19 protein-coding genes and 1 pseudogene are annotated in these 18085 nt (G+C 66.9%); 12 read left to right on the forward strand and 8 right to left on the reverse strand.

What is annotated here, in order from left to right; genetic code table 11:
- Positions 1 to 99: 99 nt before the first annotated feature.
- The 6 genes and pseudogenes from FFS09_RS19870 to FFS09_RS31710 all read left to right on the forward strand — a co-directional run bounded on the left by FFS09_RS19870 (position 100) and on the right by FFS09_RS31710 (position 5123).
- Entirely contained in the window at positions 100 to 1065 is a 966-nt protein-coding gene (locus tag FFS09_RS19870; protein WP_137920640.1) for a Bug family tripartite tricarboxylate transporter substrate binding protein, read from the forward strand.
- A 35-nt stretch (positions 1066 to 1100) separates the two neighbouring features.
- On the forward strand, positions 1101 to 2066 hold the full coding sequence (locus FFS09_RS19875; RefSeq protein ID WP_137920641.1) for a Bug family tripartite tricarboxylate transporter substrate binding protein: 966 nt from the start codon (positions 1101 to 1103) through the stop codon (positions 2064 to 2066).
- 7 nt (positions 2067 to 2073) lie between these two features.
- Positions 2074 to 3411 carry a sulfatase family protein gene (locus tag FFS09_RS19880; RefSeq protein WP_137920642.1) on the forward strand — a complete coding sequence of 446 codons (1338 nt, stop codon included), beginning with the start codon at positions 2074 to 2076 and terminating at the stop codon, positions 3409 to 3411.
- A gap of 21 nt (positions 3412 to 3432) precedes the next feature.
- Complete coding sequence (locus FFS09_RS31700; RefSeq protein ID WP_502703748.1) at positions 3433 to 3540, forward strand: hypothetical protein; 108 nt, start codon at positions 3433 to 3435, stop codon at positions 3538 to 3540.
- Positions 3501 to 4562, forward strand: a pseudogene (locus FFS09_RS31705) (SulP family inorganic anion transporter); the annotation flags it as partial. The gene FFS09_RS31700 and the pseudogene FFS09_RS31705, both read left to right, overlap by 40 nt.
- 78 nt (positions 4563 to 4640) lie before the next feature.
- Positions 4641 to 5123 (forward strand): STAS domain-containing protein, encoded by a 483-nt coding sequence (locus FFS09_RS31710; RefSeq protein WP_502703749.1) that lies wholly within the window; start codon positions 4641 to 4643, stop codon positions 5121 to 5123.
- Between the two features lie 9 nt (positions 5124 to 5132).
- On the opposite strand, the gene FFS09_RS19890 is transcribed toward FFS09_RS31710, so the two are convergent.
- On the reverse strand, positions 5133 to 5624 hold the full coding sequence (locus tag FFS09_RS19890) for a DsrE family protein (protein WP_252374441.1): 492 nt from the start codon (positions 5622 to 5624) through the stop codon (positions 5133 to 5135).
- A gap of 170 nt (positions 5625 to 5794) precedes the next feature.
- On the opposite strand from FFS09_RS19890, the gene FFS09_RS19895 reads away from it, so the two are divergent.
- The 3 genes from FFS09_RS19895 (at position 5795) to FFS09_RS19905 (ending at position 8737) form a co-directional block, all read left to right on the forward strand.
- Positions 5795 to 6268, forward strand: a complete 474-nt coding sequence (locus FFS09_RS19895; protein WP_137920644.1) for an acyl-CoA thioesterase — start codon at positions 5795 to 5797, stop codon at positions 6266 to 6268.
- A 151-nt stretch (positions 6269 to 6419) separates the two neighbouring features.
- On the forward strand, positions 6420 to 7739 hold the full coding sequence (locus tag FFS09_RS19900) for a Rieske 2Fe-2S domain-containing protein (RefSeq protein ID WP_137920645.1): 1320 nt from the start codon (positions 6420 to 6422) through the stop codon (positions 7737 to 7739).
- 8 nt (positions 7740 to 7747) lie between these two features.
- Entirely contained in the window at positions 7748 to 8737 is a 990-nt protein-coding gene (locus FFS09_RS19905) for a PhnD/SsuA/transferrin family substrate-binding protein (protein WP_137920646.1), read from the forward strand.
- Here FFS09_RS19905 and FFS09_RS19910 read toward each other — a convergent pair.
- From FFS09_RS19910 to FFS09_RS19920, 3 genes are read right to left on the reverse strand one after another with little or no spacing between them, the layout of a single operon-like run.
- Positions 8730 to 9239 carry a MarR family winged helix-turn-helix transcriptional regulator gene (locus tag FFS09_RS19910; protein ID WP_137920647.1) on the reverse strand — a complete coding sequence of 170 codons (510 nt, stop codon included), beginning with the start codon at positions 9237 to 9239 and terminating at the stop codon, positions 8730 to 8732. The two genes, FFS09_RS19905 and FFS09_RS19910, sit on opposite strands and share 8 nt — an antisense overlap.
- Positions 9232 to 10458 (reverse strand): Gfo/Idh/MocA family protein, encoded by a 1227-nt coding sequence (locus tag FFS09_RS19915; protein WP_289509313.1) that lies wholly within the window; start codon positions 10456 to 10458, stop codon positions 9232 to 9234. The genes FFS09_RS19910 and FFS09_RS19915 overlap by 8 nt, the downstream gene beginning before the upstream one ends.
- Positions 10455 to 11423 carry a PDR/VanB family oxidoreductase gene (locus FFS09_RS19920; protein ID WP_137920648.1) on the reverse strand — a complete coding sequence of 323 codons (969 nt, stop codon included), beginning with the start codon at positions 11421 to 11423 and terminating at the stop codon, positions 10455 to 10457. Before FFS09_RS19920 ends, FFS09_RS19915 begins: the two co-directional genes overlap by 4 nt.
- 146 nt (positions 11424 to 11569) lie before the next feature.
- Here FFS09_RS19920 and FFS09_RS19925 point away from each other — a divergent pair, with 146 nt between their 5' ends.
- Positions 11570 to 12541, forward strand: coding sequence for a Bug family tripartite tricarboxylate transporter substrate binding protein (locus FFS09_RS19925; RefSeq protein ID WP_137920649.1), 972 nt, complete (start codon positions 11570 to 11572; stop codon positions 12539 to 12541).
- Positions 12542 to 12580: 39 nt separating this feature from the next.
- Positions 12581 to 13072, forward strand: a complete 492-nt coding sequence (locus tag FFS09_RS19930) for a bacteriohemerythrin (RefSeq protein ID WP_137920650.1) — start codon at positions 12581 to 12583, stop codon at positions 13070 to 13072.
- Between the two features lie 17 nt (positions 13073 to 13089).
- On the opposite strand, the gene FFS09_RS19935 is transcribed toward FFS09_RS19930, so the two are convergent.
- Both FFS09_RS19935 and FFS09_RS19940 read right to left on the reverse strand, forming a co-directional pair.
- Positions 13090 to 13392 (reverse strand): hypothetical protein, encoded by a 303-nt coding sequence (locus tag FFS09_RS19935; protein ID WP_137920651.1) that lies wholly within the window; start codon positions 13390 to 13392, stop codon positions 13090 to 13092.
- A 122-nt stretch (positions 13393 to 13514) separates the two neighbouring features.
- Complete coding sequence (locus FFS09_RS19940; protein WP_137920652.1) at positions 13515 to 15728, reverse strand: malate synthase G; 2214 nt, start codon at positions 15726 to 15728, stop codon at positions 13515 to 13517.
- 268 nt (positions 15729 to 15996) lie between these two features.
- Between FFS09_RS19940 and FFS09_RS19945 the strand changes: the two genes are divergently transcribed.
- On the forward strand, positions 15997 to 16482 hold the full coding sequence (locus FFS09_RS19945; protein ID WP_137920653.1) for a DUF6622 family protein: 486 nt from the start codon (positions 15997 to 15999) through the stop codon (positions 16480 to 16482).
- Here FFS09_RS19945 and FFS09_RS19950 read toward each other — a convergent pair.
- Together FFS09_RS19950 and FFS09_RS19955 are read right to left on the reverse strand one after the other, a co-directional pair.
- Complete coding sequence (locus FFS09_RS19950; protein WP_137920654.1) at positions 16446 to 17705, reverse strand: type II toxin-antitoxin system HipA family toxin; 1260 nt, start codon at positions 17703 to 17705, stop codon at positions 16446 to 16448. The genes FFS09_RS19945 and FFS09_RS19950 overlap by 37 nt on opposite strands.
- Complete coding sequence (locus tag FFS09_RS19955) at positions 17702 to 18070, reverse strand: helix-turn-helix domain-containing protein (protein WP_252374442.1); 369 nt, start codon at positions 18068 to 18070, stop codon at positions 17702 to 17704. Before FFS09_RS19955 ends, FFS09_RS19950 begins: the two co-directional genes overlap by 4 nt.
- Positions 18071 to 18085: the final 15 nt, after the last annotated feature.

Raw genomic sequence — 18085 nt, forward strand, 5'->3', positions numbered from 1 at the left:
AGGGAAAACACCCGCAACGATTGATTTCGGCAATTGATTGTCACTGCATAGCATGGTGGGCTGTGCCCGGAACACCGTGCCCCATCAGGAGACCGCCCTATGACCACCCGCCGCCAGCTGCTGGCCCTCACCGCCGCGCTCGCCGCGTCCACCGCCCTGCCCGCCCGCGCCCAGGCGCCCGAAGGCCCGCTGCGCATCGTCGTGCCCTATGCGCCGGGCGGCTCGTCCGACCGAGTGGCGCGTCTGGTGGCCGACAAGCTCGGCCCCAAGCTGGGCCTGACGGTGGTGGTGGAGAACCGCACCGGTGGCGGTGGGCGCATCGCGGCCCAGCAGCTCAAGGCCACCCCGGCCAACCAGAGCGTGCTGCTGCTGGCCAACCCGGCGCTGATGCTGGTCGCGCCGCTGGTGTTCAAGGACGCCGGCTACGACCCCGAGAAGGACTTTCAGCCCGTGTCCCAGGCGAGCAGCTACGAGTTCGCGGTGGCCGTGGGCGCGGGCGTGCCGGTGCGCGAACTCAACCACCTGCTGGCCTGGGTGCGCGCCAACCCCGAGCAGGCCAATTTCGGTGTACCGGCCACCGGCAGCCTGCCGCACTTCTTCGGCCTCATGGTGGGCCAGAAGGCCGGCGTGAAGGCGCAGGTGGTGGGCTACCGCGGCTCGGGCCCGCTGCTCAGCGACCTCATGGGCGGCCAGATCCCCGTGGCCTTCGACACCTTCGACGCCCTGCTGCCGCAACACGAGGCCGGCAAGATCCGCATCCTCGCGGTCTCCAGCGCGAAACGCTCGCCCTTCGCACCCGGCATTCCGACCTTCAAGGAAGCCGGGCTGGACCTCGGCGCCGACGGCTGGAACACCTTCTTCGCGCCGGCCAGCATGCCCGCCGCGCGCGTGGCGCAGATAGGCCAGGCGATCCGCGAGGTGATGCAGGAGCCCGAGACCGTGCGCCGCTTCAACGACGCGCGCCTGGGCCCGGTGGCCAGCACACCCGAGCAGACGCGCCGCATGCTCGCGGCCTACCGTGCGCAATGGGCCCCGGTGGTCCAGACATCGGGCTACCAGCCCTGAGTCTTTTTCTTCTCCTTCCTTTCTTGCGACATCCCATGAAGATCACAGCCCTTCGCCTCGCCCTGGCCCTGCTCGCCGCCACCGCCGCGCCCTTCGCCTCTGCGCAGGACGTTTACCCGAACAAGCCAGTGCGCCTCGTCAACAACTTCCCCGCCGGCGGCCCCTCGGACCTGCTCACGCGCTCGGTGGCCACGGTGCTGCAGGAGACGCTCAAGCAGCCCTTCGTGGTGGACAACAAGCCCGGCGTGGCCGGCAACATCGGCGCGACCGAGGTCGCGCGCGCCCCAGCCGACGGCTACACCGTGCTGTTCAGCATCGACACCACGTTCACCGTCAACCCGCACCTCTACGCCACCATGCCGTTCAAGCGCACGGACCTCAAGCCGCTGGTGGTGATGGCGTCCTCGGGCCTGCTGGTGGGCGTGAACCCGGCCACCGGCATCAAGACCCTGGCCAGCATGGTCGAGGTGGGCAAGACCAAGGGGTTGAACTTCAGCTCGGCCGGCAGCGGCAGCCCGGGCCACCTCGCGATCGAGGTCATCAAGGAAGCCACGCAAGCGAAGATCACGCAAGTGCCCTACCGCGGCAACATGCCGGCCGTCACGGCCGTGCTCTCGGGTGAGGTCGACGGCGGCGTGCTCGCCACGCCCGGCATGCTGCCGCACGTGCAGACCGGCAAGATCACTCCGCTGGCCGTCACCAGCCGCCAACGCTCCCGCCTGGCGCCCGAGCTGCCCACGGTGGCCGAAGCCGGCCTCAAGAGCCTGGAGCAGGAAGTGCTCTACGTCGTGATGGTGCCTGCCGCCACGCCCGACGCGGTGGCGCAGACGCTGCAGAAAGGCATCATCGAGGCGCTCAAGCGGCCCGACGTGCAGACGCGCATGCACAACCTGGACCTGTTCTTCGAAGGCCTCACCGGCGCGCAGGCGAGCCAGCGCATGGACGCGCTCTACAACCGCTACGGCCCGATCGTCAAAGCCACCGGCATGAAGGTGGAGTGAGCACGCCATGGCACCTGCACAACAACGCCCCAACATCATCTTCATCGTCTGCGACGACCTCGGCTACGCCGACCTCGGTTGTTACGGTGGGCGCGCGGCGGACTTCGGCCCGGTCTCGCCGCACATCGACCGCCTGGCCGCGGGCGGCGTGAAGTTCACACAAGGCTATGCCAACTCGCCGGTGTGCTCGCCCACGCGCTTCGCGCTCATCACCATGCGCTACCAGTACCGGCTGCGCGGCGCGATGGAAGAGCCGATCAACAGCCGCAGCAAGGGCAGCACCACGCTGGGCCTGCCGCCCGAGGTGCCCACGCTGCCGTCGCTGTTGAAGAAGGCCGGTTACCACACCGCGCTCATCGGCAAATGGCACCTGGGCTACCCGCCCACGTTCGGGCCGCGCCGCTCGGGCTACGACGAATTCTTCGGCATCATGGCCGGCGGCGTGGACTACTTCACCCACTGCTCGTCCAGCGGCGAGCACGACCTCTACATCGACGAGGACGAACACCACGAGGTGGGCTACCTCACCGACGTGCTCTCGCAGCGCGCGGTGGACCACGTGCACCAGCGCGCGGCCGACGCCAAGGCCGGCAAGCCCTTTCTGCTCAGCCTGCACTACACCGCGCCGCACTGGCCCTGGGAAACGCGCGACGACGCGCACGTGGCGTCCGATGTGGCGAAGAACCTGTTCCACCTGCATGGCGGCGACGTGCAGACCTACCGCCGCATGATCCACCACATGGACGAAGGCATTGGCCACCTCATGGCCGCGCTGCGCGAAGAAGGATTGGAAGAGAACACGCTGATCGTCTTCACCAGCGACAACGGCGGCGAGCGCTTCTCGGACAACTGGCCACTCGTGGGCGGCAAGATGGACCTCACCGAAGGCGGCATCCGCGTACCCTGGATCGCGCACTGGCCCGCGGCCATTCCCGCCGGGACGGTGAGCACCCAGCACTGCATGACCATGGACTGGTCGACCACCCTGCTCGACGCCGGCGGCGGCCAGGCCGACCCGGACTGGCCACTCGACGGCGTGAGCCTGCTCAAGGTGTTGCGCGACCCCGCTCAGCGCTTCGAACGCCCGCTGTACTGGCGCATGAACCACCGGGGCCAGCGCGCGCTGCGCGAGGGCGACTGGAAGTACCTGCAGGTGGACGGCCACGAGTACCTGTTCAACATCAGCAAGGACGAGCGCGAGCGTGCCAACCTCGCCGCGCGAGAGCCCGAACGCCTGGAGCGCATGCGCGCGCAGTGGGTGGCGTGGAACGCGAGCGTGCCGCCGATCCCGACCGATGCCACGGTAAGTCTGGGCTACGCCGCGAAGGACATGCCGCAGCGCTGATGCCCGACCAACGCCAGTACGATCGGGGCATGTCCCGTTTGCACCGACTCTTTCCCTTTCTCCGATGGCCGCGCCCCGACGCGCCCCTGCTGCGCGGCGAAGCCATGGCCGGCCTCACGGTTGGCCTGATGGTCATCCCCCAAGGCGTGGCCTACGCCGCGCTGGCCGGCATGCCGCTGGTCACCGGCATCTACGCCTCGCTGCTGCCCGCGCTGATCGCCGTGTTGTTCAGCGCCTCGCCGCGCCTGTCGGTAGGCCCCACCGCACTCACCTGCCTGCTGGTGGGCGCCTCGCTCCACGGCCTGGCCGAGCCTGGCAGCGCGCAATGGATCGCGCTGGCCGTGTGGCTCGCGCTGCTCTCGGGCCTGCTGCAGATCGGGCTGGGTTTTGCGCGCTTCGGCTGGTTGCTCAACCTCGTCAACTCGCCGGTGCTGATGGCCTTCACGCAAGCCGCGGCGGTGCTCATCATCGCGTCGCAACTGCCTTCGTTGCTCGGCCTGGGCGACTGGGACTCGCTGTTCACGCAGCCGCAAGTGCATTGGCCCGCGATGCTCTTCGGGCTGGTGAGCCTGGCGCTGCTGGTGCTGGCGCGGCGCTGGCGGCCGGGCTTTCCCACGGTGCTCACGGTGGTGGCGACGAGCGCCGCCATCAGCTACGCCGTGGGCTTCGAGGCGCGCGGCGGCGCGGTCATCGGCTCGCTGCCACAAGGTCTGCCCGCGCTCTACTGGCCCGGCTGGCCGGGTTGGGCCACGCTCGGCCAGCTGGTGGTGCCCACGCTGGTGATCACACTCGTGAGCTTTCTGGAAACCGCCTCCAGCGCCAAGGTGGACAACGGACAACGCGGCCAGCGCTGGGACCAGGACCAGGACCTGATCGGCCAGGGCCTGGCCAAACTGGCCTCGGGCCTGAGCGGCGCGTTCCCCACCAGTTCGTCGTTCTCGCGCTCGGCGCTCAACCTCTACGCGGGCGCGAAAACCGGCTGGGCGACCTTGTTCATGACGGCGGTGGTGCTGATCACCTTGCTGCTGTTCATTCCGCTGCTGCACCACGTGCCGCTGGCGGTGCTGGCCGCGATCGTGCTCGTGGCCGTGATCGGCCTGATCAAGCCGCGGTCCTTCACGCAACTGTGGAAACTCTCGCGCGTGGAAGCGGTGATCGCCGGCGTCACGTTTGCGGTCACGGTGCTGGCCGCGCCGCGCCTGTACTGGGGCGTGCTGGCCGGCGTGCTCATGGCGCTGTCGCACTTCCTCTACCTGCGCCTGCACCCGCGCATCATCGAAGTCGGCCTGCACCCCGACGGCAGTTTGCGCGACCGCCACCTGTGGCAGCTGCCACCGCTGGCGCCCGGCCTGTATGCGCTGCGCATGGACGCCGCGCTCGACTTCGCCACGGCCAACGGCTTCGAGCGCGCCGTCGCGGAGCACATCGCCGCCCACCCCGACACGCGCCACGTGATGTGGATCGTGCACCCGATCAACTGGATCGACGCCACCGGCGCGGAAGCCTTCGGCCGCGTGCGCGAGCAGTTGGACGACCAACGCATCGAGCTGCACCTGGTCGGCATCAAGCTGCCGGTGGAGCAACTGTTGCGCCGCGCCGGCCACCTCGACGAAGGCCCGCGCCTGCACCTGTACCGCACCGAAGCCGACGGTTTGCGCGCGGCCAATGCGTTGGCCGAAACGGTGCCCGCGCAGGACACCGCCCCGGCCTGAGCCGCGGGCTTACTGCAGCTCGACCGTCTGCTTCACCAGCTCCTCGCGCGTGAGGCGCGGGAAGCCTTCGGCGTACATGTAGCTGTAGCCCTCGTTCTGCCACTTGGCGATGTCGATCACGGCAGCCGGCACCACGGTGACCACGTCGTAGAACTCGTCGGGCTTGTAGCCGCGCGAACGCGCCGCGTTGCTGCACACGCGGATCGTCACGCCCGCATCCTTCAGCGCCTTGAGCTCCTCGTACATGTCGGGGTAGGCGGCGCGGTTCAGGCGCGAGAACGCGTGAAGCTCGTTGCCGTGCGCCACGATCACGATGTGCGATTTCGCGGCGTCGCCGTATTCCTTGATTGCGCGCAGGTGGTTCTTGACGTAGCCGAACGCCGCCTTGCCTTCCAGCGGCTTGGCGAAGTTGAAGTCGTACAAGGCCTTCTGGGGCGCGTAACGCGCGCCGTCGAAAGACGAAGGGTCCTGGGGGCCGGCCCATGCGGCGGTACTCAGCACGGCGGCGAGCGCCAGCGAGACAAAACGGGTGTTGATGGTGTTCTCCTCGGTTGTGGGGAAGCCGAGATTACTTTGAAAAATCCGGATATTCGCAACCGCTTCTTTTAACGCCCCAGAATCACCGGCCTGCGCCTCCTTTTCTTCCGCCAACCCTACCCACGAACCGCCCCATGGAACTGCCTCGCCACCAACTCAGCATGACGGTGCTGATGACCCCCGACACCGCCAACTTCTCCGGCAAAGTGCACGGCGGCAGCGTGCTGAAACTGCTCGACCAGGTCGCGTTCGCCTGCGCCAGCCGCTATGCCTCTTCGTACGTCGTCACGCTCAGCGTCGACCAGGTGATGTTCCGCCAACCCATCCATGTGGGCGAACTGGTCACCTTCCTCGCCGCCGTCAACCACACCGGCACCTCATCGATGGAGATCGGCATCAAGGTGATTGCCGAGAACATCCGCACGCAGGTGCAACGCCACGTCAACAGCTGCTTCTTCACCATGGTGGCCGTGGGCGACGACGGCAAAACCCAGCCCGTACCGGCACTCGAACCCAGCACCCCCGACGAACACCGCCGCCACGCCGCGGCCACGCTGCGCAAGACCATGCGCCAGGAGATGGAACAGCGCTACGCGGCGATTCGCTGAAGACGCTGGCGCGGGCGTGCGGCCAGCCGAGCCGCGCGGAGCCATCGCCACTTGTCATCCGTACGTGGCGGCAATATACTTAGATCACTAAGAATGTCGCCCGGTTGAGTCTTCACGCCTCAACCTTCGAACCACGCACGGAGTCGCCGCCATGATCACACCCGAAGAAAACGAACTGCTGTGCCGCGTTGTCGGCGACGCGCCCATGGGGCAACTCATGCGGCGCCACTGGCTGCCGGTGTGCCTGATCGAAGAGGTCGCCGAGCCGGATGGCACGCCCGTCAAGGCCCGTGTGCTGGGCGAAGACCTGGTGGTATTCCGCGACACCGACGGCGCGGTGGGCGTGCTGGACGAGAAGTGCCCGCACCGCCGCGTGTCCCTGGTCTACGGTCGCAACGAGGAAGGCGGCCTGCGCTGTCTCTACCACGGCTGGAAGATGGACGTGGCGGGCACCGTGCTCGAGATGGTGTCGGAGCCCGCTGCGAGCGGCCTGGCCGAGAAGGTGAGGCACAAGGCCTATCCCGTCCAGGAATGGGGTGGGCTCGTGTGGGCGTGGTTCGGCGCGGCGGACGAGGTGCCGGCGTTCGTGCCACCCCCATGGGCACCGACGGCGGACACGCGCGTGTCCATCGCCAAGGTGGTACTGCCCTGCAACTGGGCACAGATTCTGGAAGGCGCGATCGACTCCGCGCACAGCTCCAGCCTGCACTCGTCCGACATGGTCCCCGCGCGTGTCGGGGGCGCGCAAGCCACCGACAAGACCTGGCTGCGGCCATCCACCGACAAGGCGCCGCGCATGCAGGTGCAGCGCGGTGGCTACGGATTCCGCTACGCCGCGATCCGCCGGCCGATCCAGAACGCGGCGACGCACGAGTACGTGCGCTCGACCGTGTTTCTCGCGCCCGTCTCGGTGTTGATTCCGCCGAACAACCTCTACAACGTGGCCAACGTGAACGTGCCGATGGACGACACCCACACGGTTTTCTACTTCCTCGCATGGGGCCACCCGGCCAGCACGCCCGAGACGGAGACCTGGCGCAAGTTCCTGCGGCAAACCGTGGGTGTGGACCTCGACGCGCACTACCGACCCTTGCGCAACGAAGACAACCGTTTCTGGCAGGACCGCGAGGCGATGAAGGCCGGCAACTTCACCGGCATCACGGGCTTCCCCAACCAGGACGTGGCGATGTGGATCACCATGGGCCCGATCGCCGACCGCACCCACGACCGCCTGGGCGCCAGCGACATGGCGGTGGTGGAGTTCCGCAAACAGATGCTGGAAGCCGTGCGCGAATTCCAGCGCGGCGAACCCGCGATCGGCACGGGTGACAAGGCCATTCCCGCCTCGGTGTGCGCCTTCCAGGCCGTCATTCCCAAGACCATCGATTGGCGCGAATACGAAGCCACCTGCGTGTGGGGCGAGGACGCGAACCGCCCCGAGCTGGAACCGTCCTACTCCGTCAAAGCCTGAAAGCCCCCATGTCAAAGCTTCAACTCTCCATCGCCATGGGCGACTACGACCGCACGCGGGCCTTGCTGGATGGGCGCGTGCAGATCGACGGCGTCGACCCGGTCTACATGAACCTGTATCCCGAAGAGATGTTCTTTCGCGCGATGCGCAGCCAGGAGTTCGACATCTCCGAACTCTCGTTCTCCAGCTACGCGGTGAAGACGGCAAAAGGTGACTGCCCCTACATCGCGGTGCCGGTGTTCCTCTCGCGCGCGTTCCGGCACACCTCGATCTATGTGCGCAAGGACCGCATCCGGCGGCCCGAAGACCTCAAGGGAAAGCGCATCGGTTTGCCCGAGTACCAGCTCAGCGCCAACGTGTGGGCGCGCGCGCTGCTGCAGGACGACCATGGCGTTGCACCCGAAGACGTGACGTGGGTGCGCGGCGGCATTGAAACCGCGGGGCGGCCCGAGAAGATCGCCCTGAGCCTGCCCGCTGGCGTGAAGCTGGAGAGCGCGCCCGAGGGCGTGACCATTTCCGAACTGCTCGACCGCGGCGAGATCGACGGCTTCATGGCGCCGCGCCCGCCCAGCGCGAAGGCCCTGGCGAACCCGAACGTCGGCTGGCTGTTCGACGACCCCACGTCGGCCGCGAAAGACTACTTCCGGCGCACCGGCATTTTTCCGATCATGCACGTGGTGGGCGTGCGCAAGACCTTGGCCGAGCGGCACCCCTGGTTGCCGGGCGCGGTGTTCAAGGCGTTTTCACACGCGAAGGACGCTGCCCTCGACGCGCTCTCCGACACCTCGGCCACGAAGGTCACCTTGCCCTTTGTCGAAGAGCAGCTCAAGGCCGCGCGCGAAACGATGGGCGAGGACTACTGGTCCTACGGCGTGGCGCGCAACCGCGCGACCATCGACACCTTCCTGCGCCACCACCATGCGCAGGGCCTGTCTGGCCGCGCCTTGTCGACCGACGAGATCTTCCATCCCGCCACCTACGAAAGCTACGCTATTTGAGAGTGGGGTCTGGTTCGCTGAGGCCCGCTTCTTCGTCGGCCAGGTTCTGGATCATCTGCAACAGGCTCTTGCGCACGATGGCCACCGAGCGGTCCGGGATGCCGCGCACGCTGGCACGGTTGACATCTTCCGCCAGGGGCACCAGCACCTTTTCGAGCGCGCGCCCTTCTTTCGAGAGGAAGACGTGCACGTTCTTGCGGTTGCCCGCGAGTTGGCGCCGTTCGATCAGGCCCATGCTCTCCATCGCCTTCACCGCGGTGAAGGTGGTGGGCTCCATGACGCCCGCCAGATCGCTGAGTTCGCGCTGCGTGATCCCGTCCTGAATCCAGAGGATGCGCAGGAACGTCCAGTGACCGAAGGACACGCCGTGCGCGCTCAGCCGCACCTGCAGCGCGCGCATTTGCGCCCGCGCCACATCGCGCACGAGGTGCGCCAGTCGATCCTGCGGGACGGCCTCGCGCCAATGGCGCAGCAAGTGTTGTGTGGGGCGGGTATCAGGCATGGTGGTTGGAGGGTGGACGGTAGCCGACTTGGTGCATCGGCATGATATCCACCGCCTGGCGACCCGATTCCAGAATCGCCAGGCACACCGCCAGCGTGGCCCGTGACCACGCACCGCCATGCAGCGGCTGCGCGCCATGGCGCGCCACGTTCCACACCTCGTCGATCACCTCGGCGCGCGGCACCTGGGGGATGTCGGCTTCGACGAAACGCCTGCCGTTCGCGTCCACGACCTCGACGCCGCGCGGCGTCAGGCGCAGGTCTCCGCGCTCGCAGCTCACGAGCACCGGGCCGAAGTGCTGGCACGCATCCGGCACGCGCGGTGGCGGCGGTACAAAAAGGCGGCCACCAAAGTTGCGCTCCGCCTTCAACGCGGCCTCCTGTGCTTCGTCGGGCACCGACGCCAGGCGTGCGCGCGTCTGGTGGTGCGCGTCGGGGTCTTTCGCTTGGCCCATCTCGCCCACGCCGTCCATGAGCGCGTCGGTGTCGTACCAGCCGTAGCCGTTGTAGGTGACGCTGGCGAAGGCGCCGTTCGCGAAGTTGAGCAAAGCACTGAACGCACCCTCGGTGGGTCGGGACGGGTCCCATGCGCCCGTGCTCGCGCGCACCTGGGTCGTCAGGCCACCGGCAAGCAGGCGCACGATGTCGATCTGGTGCGCGGCCTGGCTGAACACGACGCCGCCACCGCGTGCCGTGTCCAGTTCTTCCGGGCGGCGAGGCCGGTAGAGGAAGTCGGTGTACTGCATGGCATGCACTAGGCGGACCTGGCCGAAGGCGCCCGAGTCGATCAGTTGGCGCGCGAGCAGCACCGGGGCGTTGAAGCTGTGGCTGTGCCCGATGATCAGCGGCACATTCGCGCGCTCGCAGGCTTCCATCATCCGCGTGCAATCGTCGAGCGTGATGGCCATGGGTTTTTCCACCAGAACGCCCTTGCCGTGCCGCGCCGCCAAGGCCACGTGTTCCGCGTGCATCTGGTGCGGCGTGGCGACGTAGACCCACTCCACGTCGGGGTCCGCGCACAGCGCGTCGGGCGAGCTGTGCGAGGCACCACCGAACGTCTGCACGAACTGCGACCGGGCCGAAGCCCGGGGGTCGAACGCCGCCACCAGTTGAACGCGCGGGTCGTTCAGGAACGTGGGCAGCATCAGCGTGAACGCGCGGCCCATGCCCAGCACCCCCAGACGAAGGGGCACGAGTGTGCTGGTGTCGGCTGCGCTCACAGGTCGAGCACCAGGCAAGGCGATTTCGCGCGCGACACGCACACCATGATGTGGTCGCCCTTCTCTTCGTCGAGCAACACCAGGTCTCGGTGATCGGCCTCGCCGTTCAGCAAGCGCGTCTTGCAAGAGCCACAGGTGCCGCTCTCGCAAGAACTCGCCACATGCACGCCTTCGGCCCGCAGCGTGTCGAGGATGGACTTGCCCACCGGCACCACGAAGGTCCGTCCATCCTTCTGCAGTTGCACCGAGAAGGGCCGATCGTCCGCGTGCGGCTTCGTGTCGCCGCCGAAGCTCTCGAAATGCACCGTGCGGCTCGGCCAATGACCTGTCATGTCCTTGATCGCCTCCATCAGCGGCTTGGGGCCGCAGCAGTACACATGGCGGCCCGCGACGGCGCCTGGCCTCTCCAGCACCGGCCACAGGTCAAACGCGTTGGCGATATCGCCGTGGTCGTGGTGCACGACCACGCTCGGCGCGAAATCGCTGTCGAGCAGTTCCTGCCGGAACGCGGTACCTTCCGGGTCCCGGGTCAGGTAGTAGAGCTTGAAGGGCCGGTCGCCCATCGACGACAGCTGGCGCGCCATCGCCATCATTGGCGTGATGCCGATGCCCCCGGCGATCAATACGAAGCTGCGCGCCTTGTCGTCCAGCTCGAACAGGTTCTCGGGCATGCCCACCTCGACCGTCTGCCCGACCCGCACCGTGTCCACCAGGCTGACGGAGCCCCCACGGCCGTCGCGCTCGCGCTTGACGGCAATGACGTAGCGCTGGCGCTCGTCCGGATGGTTGCTCAGCGAGTACTGGCGCGTGACCCCCAGCGGTGTCTTGATGCGGATGTGCGCACCCGCCGTGAAGGGCGGCAACTCGTTGCCGGCGGGATCGGCCAGTTCGAAGCACTGGATGTCGCGTGCGGCAGGCTCGGCACGCACCACGACGAGCTTCATCAACATGGGATCGGGTGTCATGCATCTTCCTTGTTCGTGTCCGGTGGGTGGAGGGTTTTCAACGTTGACAAGCCCCATCCGGTTTGCAAGAATGAATTATCTTAGTTGTCTAAGTAAATGACAAGATCGGTGTTGAACAGCGGCACCGCCCACTACCGGAGACCCACATGCACCGCAGAACACTCGCCACCGCCGCACTCGCCTTGTGCCTCACGCCGCTGGCGTCGTGGGCACAGCAGGCCTACCCCTCCAAGCCGGTGAAATTCATCGTGCCGTATGCCGCGGGTGGGCTGCCGGACACGGTAGCGCGCGTGGTTGCCAAACACCTGGGCGAACGGCTCGGGCAGTCGGTGGTGGTGGACAACCGTCCGGGTGGCAACGGCGTGGTGGCGTACCAGACGCTGCTGCAAAGCACGCCCGGCGACGGACACGCGTTCATCGTGTCGGACGGCTCCATGCTGTCCATCACACCCCAGGTCAACAAGGCGGCCACCTACCAGGCGGGCAAGGACATCCTGCCGGTGTCGCTGATCGCGCGCTCGCCGCTGTTCGTGGTGGCGCACCCGAAAACGGGTGTGCACACCTTCGCCGAGTTCCTGACGCTGGTGAAAAGCAAACCCGATGAATTCACCTATGGGTCCTCCGGCATCGGCAGCACACACCACCTGACGATGGAGGCGCTGAAGGTCGCGCAGAACCTCACCCTTCGCCACGTGCCCTACCGAGGGTCGGGCCAATCCACGCCGGCCCTGGTGGGCGGGCAGGTGGACTTCTCCGTCGCGGCGCTGCCCTCGGTAATGGGCTTCATCAAAAGCAACCAGGTGCGGCTGTTGGCCAGCAACGCCCCCGCGCGCTCACCCCAGGCGCCAGACATTCCCGCGATTGCGGAAACGGTGCCCGGGTTCGACTTCTCGGTGGTCGTGGGTGTGCTCGCCGCCGCGGGCACGCCGCAGGCAGCGATCGACCGCATCAGCAAGGAAATTGCCGAAGTGGTGAAAGCGCCGGAAGTGGTGAAGACCTTTGAAGGCGCGGTGATCGAGCCGGTGGGCGCGGGCCCGGAAGCGTACGGCAAGGTGATCGCTCGGGAAAACGAGTTGATGGCCAAAGCCGGAAAAGCCGCCAGCCTGAAGTCCGACTGAGCCCCGGCAGCCGTGCGGTTGGGTGTATCTTCTGAAGGTATGAACACCCGCACTGCCGAGGGCTATTCGGCCACTGACAACCCGCTCGCCTGGAGCGACGCATTCCTGCTGGGCTACGGCCCCATGGACGACACCCACCGCGAGTTCGTCGCCGTGGTCTCGGCCCTGATCAACGCCAGCGGGGAACAGGTCGCAACGTGCTTCGCTGACGTCGAAAAACACCTTCGCGACCACTTCAACGCAGAAGACCGCTGGATGGTCGAGACCGATTTTCCACCGCGCGATTGCCACATCGACGAGCACGCCGCCGTCTTGAAGTCGCTCGACGAGGTGAAACAACGCCTGACCGTGGGCGACCACGCCACGGTGCGCGATTTCGCTCTGGAACTGGCCAAGTGGTTCCCCGGCCACGCCGACTACCTCGACTCGGCCCTCTCGCACTGGATGAGCAAGCTGCGCACGGGCGGCAAGCCCATCGTGCTGCGGCGCACGCTGTCGTTCGACGGGTCGGTGATCCCTGAATCGAAGTGAGGTGATCCGCGGGTGACTCAGTCGCCGGGTGGCGTGAAGTGCGCCACCACCGCCTCGCCCCATTCCCACGGGCCGGTAAAGGTGAGCGTCACCGTGGTCCATTCGCCGTCGGTTTGCACCTGCTCATCCGCGTCCCACGCGCCACCCTCATCGAGCGGGCCGCGCGGGCCGGGGGCATGGGCTTCGGCCCACGCCATCACCGCGCGCACCTCGGCCAGCACGGCGGGCACTTGCGCGGCGCGCACGCTGGCCATGGCATCCCAGGTACCGGTGCCTTCGCCGTCGTCGCTGGGGTCGAAGAGAAGGTATTGAAGATGCATGTGCAGGCGAAGAGAGTCAATGGAAACGGCGCCCGAAGGCGCCGCGTTGATGTGGGGTTGGCTCGGCCAGAGCCCTCACCCCGGCCCTCTCCCGCCTGCGGGAGAGGGAGTCACAGCCGGGATCAGACTGCGGCTTTCACCTTCAAACGCCACGCATGCAGCAGCGGCTCGGTATAGCCACTCGGCTGTTCCATGCCCTTGAACACCAGGTCCTGCGCAGCCATGTAGGCCTTGCTGGTCTTGAAGTTGCCGGCCATCTTCTTGTAGAGCGGGTCGCCGGCGTTCTGGCCGTCGACCACGGCGGCCATGCGCTCGAAGGTCTTGGTGACTTGCGCGGCGGTCACGACACCGTGGTGCAGCCAGTTGGCGATGTGCTGGCTGGAGATGCGCAGCGTGGCGCGGTCTTCCATCAGGCCGACGTTGTGGATGTCGGGCACCTTGGAGCAGCCCACGCCCTGGTCGACCCAACGCACCACGTAGCCCAGGATGCCTTGCACGTTGTTGTCGAGCTCCTGCTGTTTCTCGGCGGCGCTCCAGTTCGGGTTGCTGCTCACGGGAATGGTCAGCAGACCGGTGAGCAGGTTGTCGCGCTCGGCGTTGGCGTCGATCTTTTCCATCTCCTTCTGCACGTCGGACACCAGCACCTGGTGGTAGTGCAGCGCGTGCAGCGTGGCGCCGGTCGGGCTGGGCACCCAGGCGGTGTTGGCGCCGGCCTTGGGGTGACCGATTTTCTGCTTCATCATCTCGGCCATCAGGTCGGGCATGGCCCACATGCCCTTGCCGATCTGCGCCTTGCCGCGCAGGCCGCAGTTCAGGCCCACGATGACGTTGTTCTTCTCGTAGCTCTGGATCCAGGCGCTGGCCTTCATGTCGCCCTTGCGCACCATCGGGCCGGCGAGCATGGCGGTGTGCATCTCGTCGCCGGTGCGGTCCAGGAAGCCGGTGTTGATGAAGGCCACGCGGCTCGCGGCAGCAGCGATGCAGGCCTTGAGGTTGACGGACGTGCGGCGCTCTTCGTCCATGATGCCGAGCTTGACCGTGCTGTCCTTCAGGCCCAGCACCTGTTCCACACGGCCGAACAGCTCGGCGGCAAACGCGACTTCACGCGGGCCGTGCATCTTGGGTTTGACGATGTAGACCGAGCCCTTGCGCGAGTTGCGGATGGCGTCTTTCTTCGTGCGCTTCAGGTCGTGCAGGGCGATGGTGGTGGTGACCATCGCGTCCATGATGCCTTCGGGAATTTCCTTGCCGTCCGCGCCCCAGAGGATGGCGGGGTTGGTCATCAGGTGGCCCACGTTGCGCACGAACATGAGCGAGCGGCCGTGCAGGCGCACACCATTCTTCTTGCCGTTGGGCGATGTGTATTCGCGGTCGGCGTTGAGGCCGCGCGTGAAGGTCTTGTCGCCCTTGGTGACGGACTCCGTCAACGTGGTCTGCAGAATGCCGAGCCAGTTGCGGTACGCCAGCACCTTGTCTTCGGCGTCCACCGCGGCCACGGAGTCTTCCAGGTCGAGGATGGTCGAGAGCGCGGCTTCCACCACGAGGTCGCTCACACCGGCCGCGTCGGTCTGACCGATGGGTGTGTTGCGGTTGACCTGGATCTCCAGGTGCAGGCCGTTGTGGGCGAGCAGCACGGCGCTGGGGTTCTTGGCCTCGCCCTGGTAGCCCGCGAACTGCGACTTGTGCTCCAGCTTGCTGGTGCCGCCATCGGCCAGCGTGACGACGAGGTCGCCGTCCTTGTTCACCTTGTAGCCGCGCGAGCCCACGTGCGAGCCCTTCTTCAACGGCGCGGTGCGGTCGAGCACGTAGCGCGCGTATTCGATGACCTTCGCGCCGCGCTTGGGGTTGTAGCCGCCCTTGGGGCCGGCCTTGCCGCAGCCGTTGTCTTCAGAGATCACGTCGGTGCCGTAGAGCGCGTCGTACAGCGAGCCCCAGCGCGCGTTGGCGGCGTTGAGCGCGTAGCGCGCGTTCAGGATCGGCACCACGAGCTGCGGGCCGGCCTGCACGGCCAGTTCGTCGTCCACGTTCTTGGTGGTGGCCTTCACGCTCTTGGGCTGTGGCACCAGGTAGCCGATGGTCTCCAGGAACTTGCGGTAGCCCGCCATGTCGCGGATCGGACCGGGGTTGGCGGCGTGCCAGGTGTCCAGCTCGGTCTGCAGGCGGTCGCGCTCGGCCAGCAGGGCGGCGTTCTTGGGCGCGAGGTCCGTGACGATGGCGTCGAAGCCTTTCCAGAAATCCGCTTCGCTCACACCGGTGCCAGGCAGCACCTGCTGGTTGATGAAATCGAACAGTTCGGTGGCGACTTGAAGGCCGTGGACAGAGGTGCGTGAGGTCATGAAAGGCTCCGTGAGGGATTACGCGCGCGCGCGTTTGTGTGAAGACGAACTGTATTCCACACTTGAGGCGACATTAAATCGATTTTTTGCGATTTATCTGTGACCTTAATGTAGGCAATGGGCGTGGCGCCTCCACCGCCGTTTCGCGGCCCCATCCCGTCGTTTCACGCCCACCAGCGGCAGCCTGTCGCATGGGCGTGGTGCGCGGGGGCCTGCCCTTGCACAGTCGGGTGCATCGCCCATCGGCACTTCTGTTCAAACCACCACCATGCTGTCCCAAATTCCACCCTGGGTTTTCGGTGTCCTGCTGTTGCTCGTCTTCCTCGGGTACCGGCAATCCCGCGACCGGCTGGTCACGCCGCTCACCATGGGGGCCATCGCGCTGGCCATGCTCGGCTTGTCGCTGGTCGGCGTGGTGAGCGCGTTCGGGCTGAAGATGGCGCCGCTGTTGTCCTGGGCCGTGGGTGTCACCGTTGTCGCGGGCTGGGGTCGTTCGGTATTGGGTCCCCGGGAAATGCAGGCGATGCCTGGTGCCATCCGGGTGCCCGGCAGTTGGGTGCCGGCGGGTCTCATGCTGGGCATCTTCATGGCCAAGTTCTTCCTCGGCTTTGCCACGGGCATCGGTTTGCCCATCGTTCGGCAACCCGGGTTCATGCTCGCCGCCAGCGGGGTGTTCGGCGCGTTCAGCGGCGCATTTGCCGCGAGAGCCCTGGTGGTCTACCGGTTTGCACGGGACAGCAGATCCGCCCGCTGATCCCGCAGGAACGCGCGGTCGATCTGGGCCGCCAGCGACTCGATGTCGGCCTTGCCCACGCCCGTGTGCGCGAAGTGCGTCTTCCAGGCCGCCACGGTCTCGCAGACGCGCTTCACCTGGGCAATCGCTTCGTCTTTCTTGAGCCCGAACTGCGCGCATTCCGAGAGCGCGTTGTCCAGCGTCGAGTCCGCTGCAGCGGTTCCGACCCGCATCTGCTGGTAACCGAGCGCCTGGCCGGAAGGGAGCACATCAAAGGCCGGGGCAAGGTCGTAGGCGCCGCTGTCGTCCATCAGCAGCACATGGTTTTTCTCGTGGTCGTCGGTGTTGTCGATCAGGATGTTGAAGACCATCCGGCGGAACAGCTCGTGCATCTGCGCCTGGTGCCGCCGGCCGGTAGTGACGCCGCGCCGGCGCAGCCACTGGGCCAACTCGGGATAGCCCGGCTTCTCGCCTGCGGCCTTGAACGCCACGTTGGCCGAGATCGCGTGCTGGCGCATGCCACCTTCGCGATCGAAGCGCCGGATGGCGACCGCATGCCCCCGGGGCAACGGGATCGGTCGCGTGGGTGCCACGCGGATGCCGGCCTTCTCGGCCAAGGTCATCGCGGCGTGCTCCACCAATGGTGTGTCGATGGACTCGCCCGGTTCGTTGAATTTCAGGATCCACGGGTGGCCGTCGATGCTCAGCAGCGACTTGGGGCGCGCGCCGCCCAGCGTGCCGCCCGGCGAGATCAGCCGCCGTTTCTGCTCGTCCACAGGCTCGCCCGCCAGCACCTGCCGCACCAGGCGGTCCATCTCGTCCACGTCGGCGAGCTGCGGGAGTGGCCCCGTGGCCCGCGCCAAGTACGCCTCGGCCGACACCGAGACACCCAAGGCTCCGAAGCGCTCGTCGCCGGCATAGAAAAGAAAGTCCAGCACCGACAAACGGGGCGGCTTGTCCAGAAAGCGAATGACACGCTCACCCCAGCGGTCCGGTCGCGCGTCGTCCACCGCGCCCACGGCCGTTTCCTTGCCGGCGGGAAAGAACTCTGTGTCCATCAACGGCAGGTCTTCGCTGAGCGGAAAGCCGGAGGCGAGCCACGACGACGCGTAGACCAACGACACGCCTTTCAGCGCGCGTGCCATGCGCAACTCGCCGACGAGGCGCGGTGCAGCGGGGTCGGCGAGCCACCAGAGGTAGAGCGTGTCGGTGGGCTCGTACGCCTGAAGATCGAACGCGATCATGCATCGCCTCCTTCATCGCGCGGGGGCGTGCCATACAGCGAAGGCCGCTTGCGCACCGAGCGCGCCCTGGCCACCCGCACCGCATCTTCCAGTGCGCCGTGGTCGTGTTCGGGTGCGGCGAATTCGGCCATGGCCTGCGACCGGCCGATCAACCAGAGCGCGGTGGCGTACACCCCCATGGAGACGCTGGGGTCCCCTTTTTCCATGCGCGTGAGCGTGGGCTCGGAAACACCCATGCGCTGGGCCCAGTCCTTCAACGACTCGCGGCGGCGCTTGCGCGCAATGGCCAGGTTCTCGCCCAGCTGGCGCAGATGCGCGAGCACGGAAGGCGGCATGGCGTCGATGGCGGCGGAGCGCTTTGGCATGCATTCATATTATCA

Source organism: Hydrogenophaga sp. 2FB (assembly GCF_005503365.1).
In the GTDB taxonomy this organism is placed as follows: domain Bacteria; phylum Pseudomonadota; class Gammaproteobacteria; order Burkholderiales; family Burkholderiaceae_C; genus Hydrogenophaga.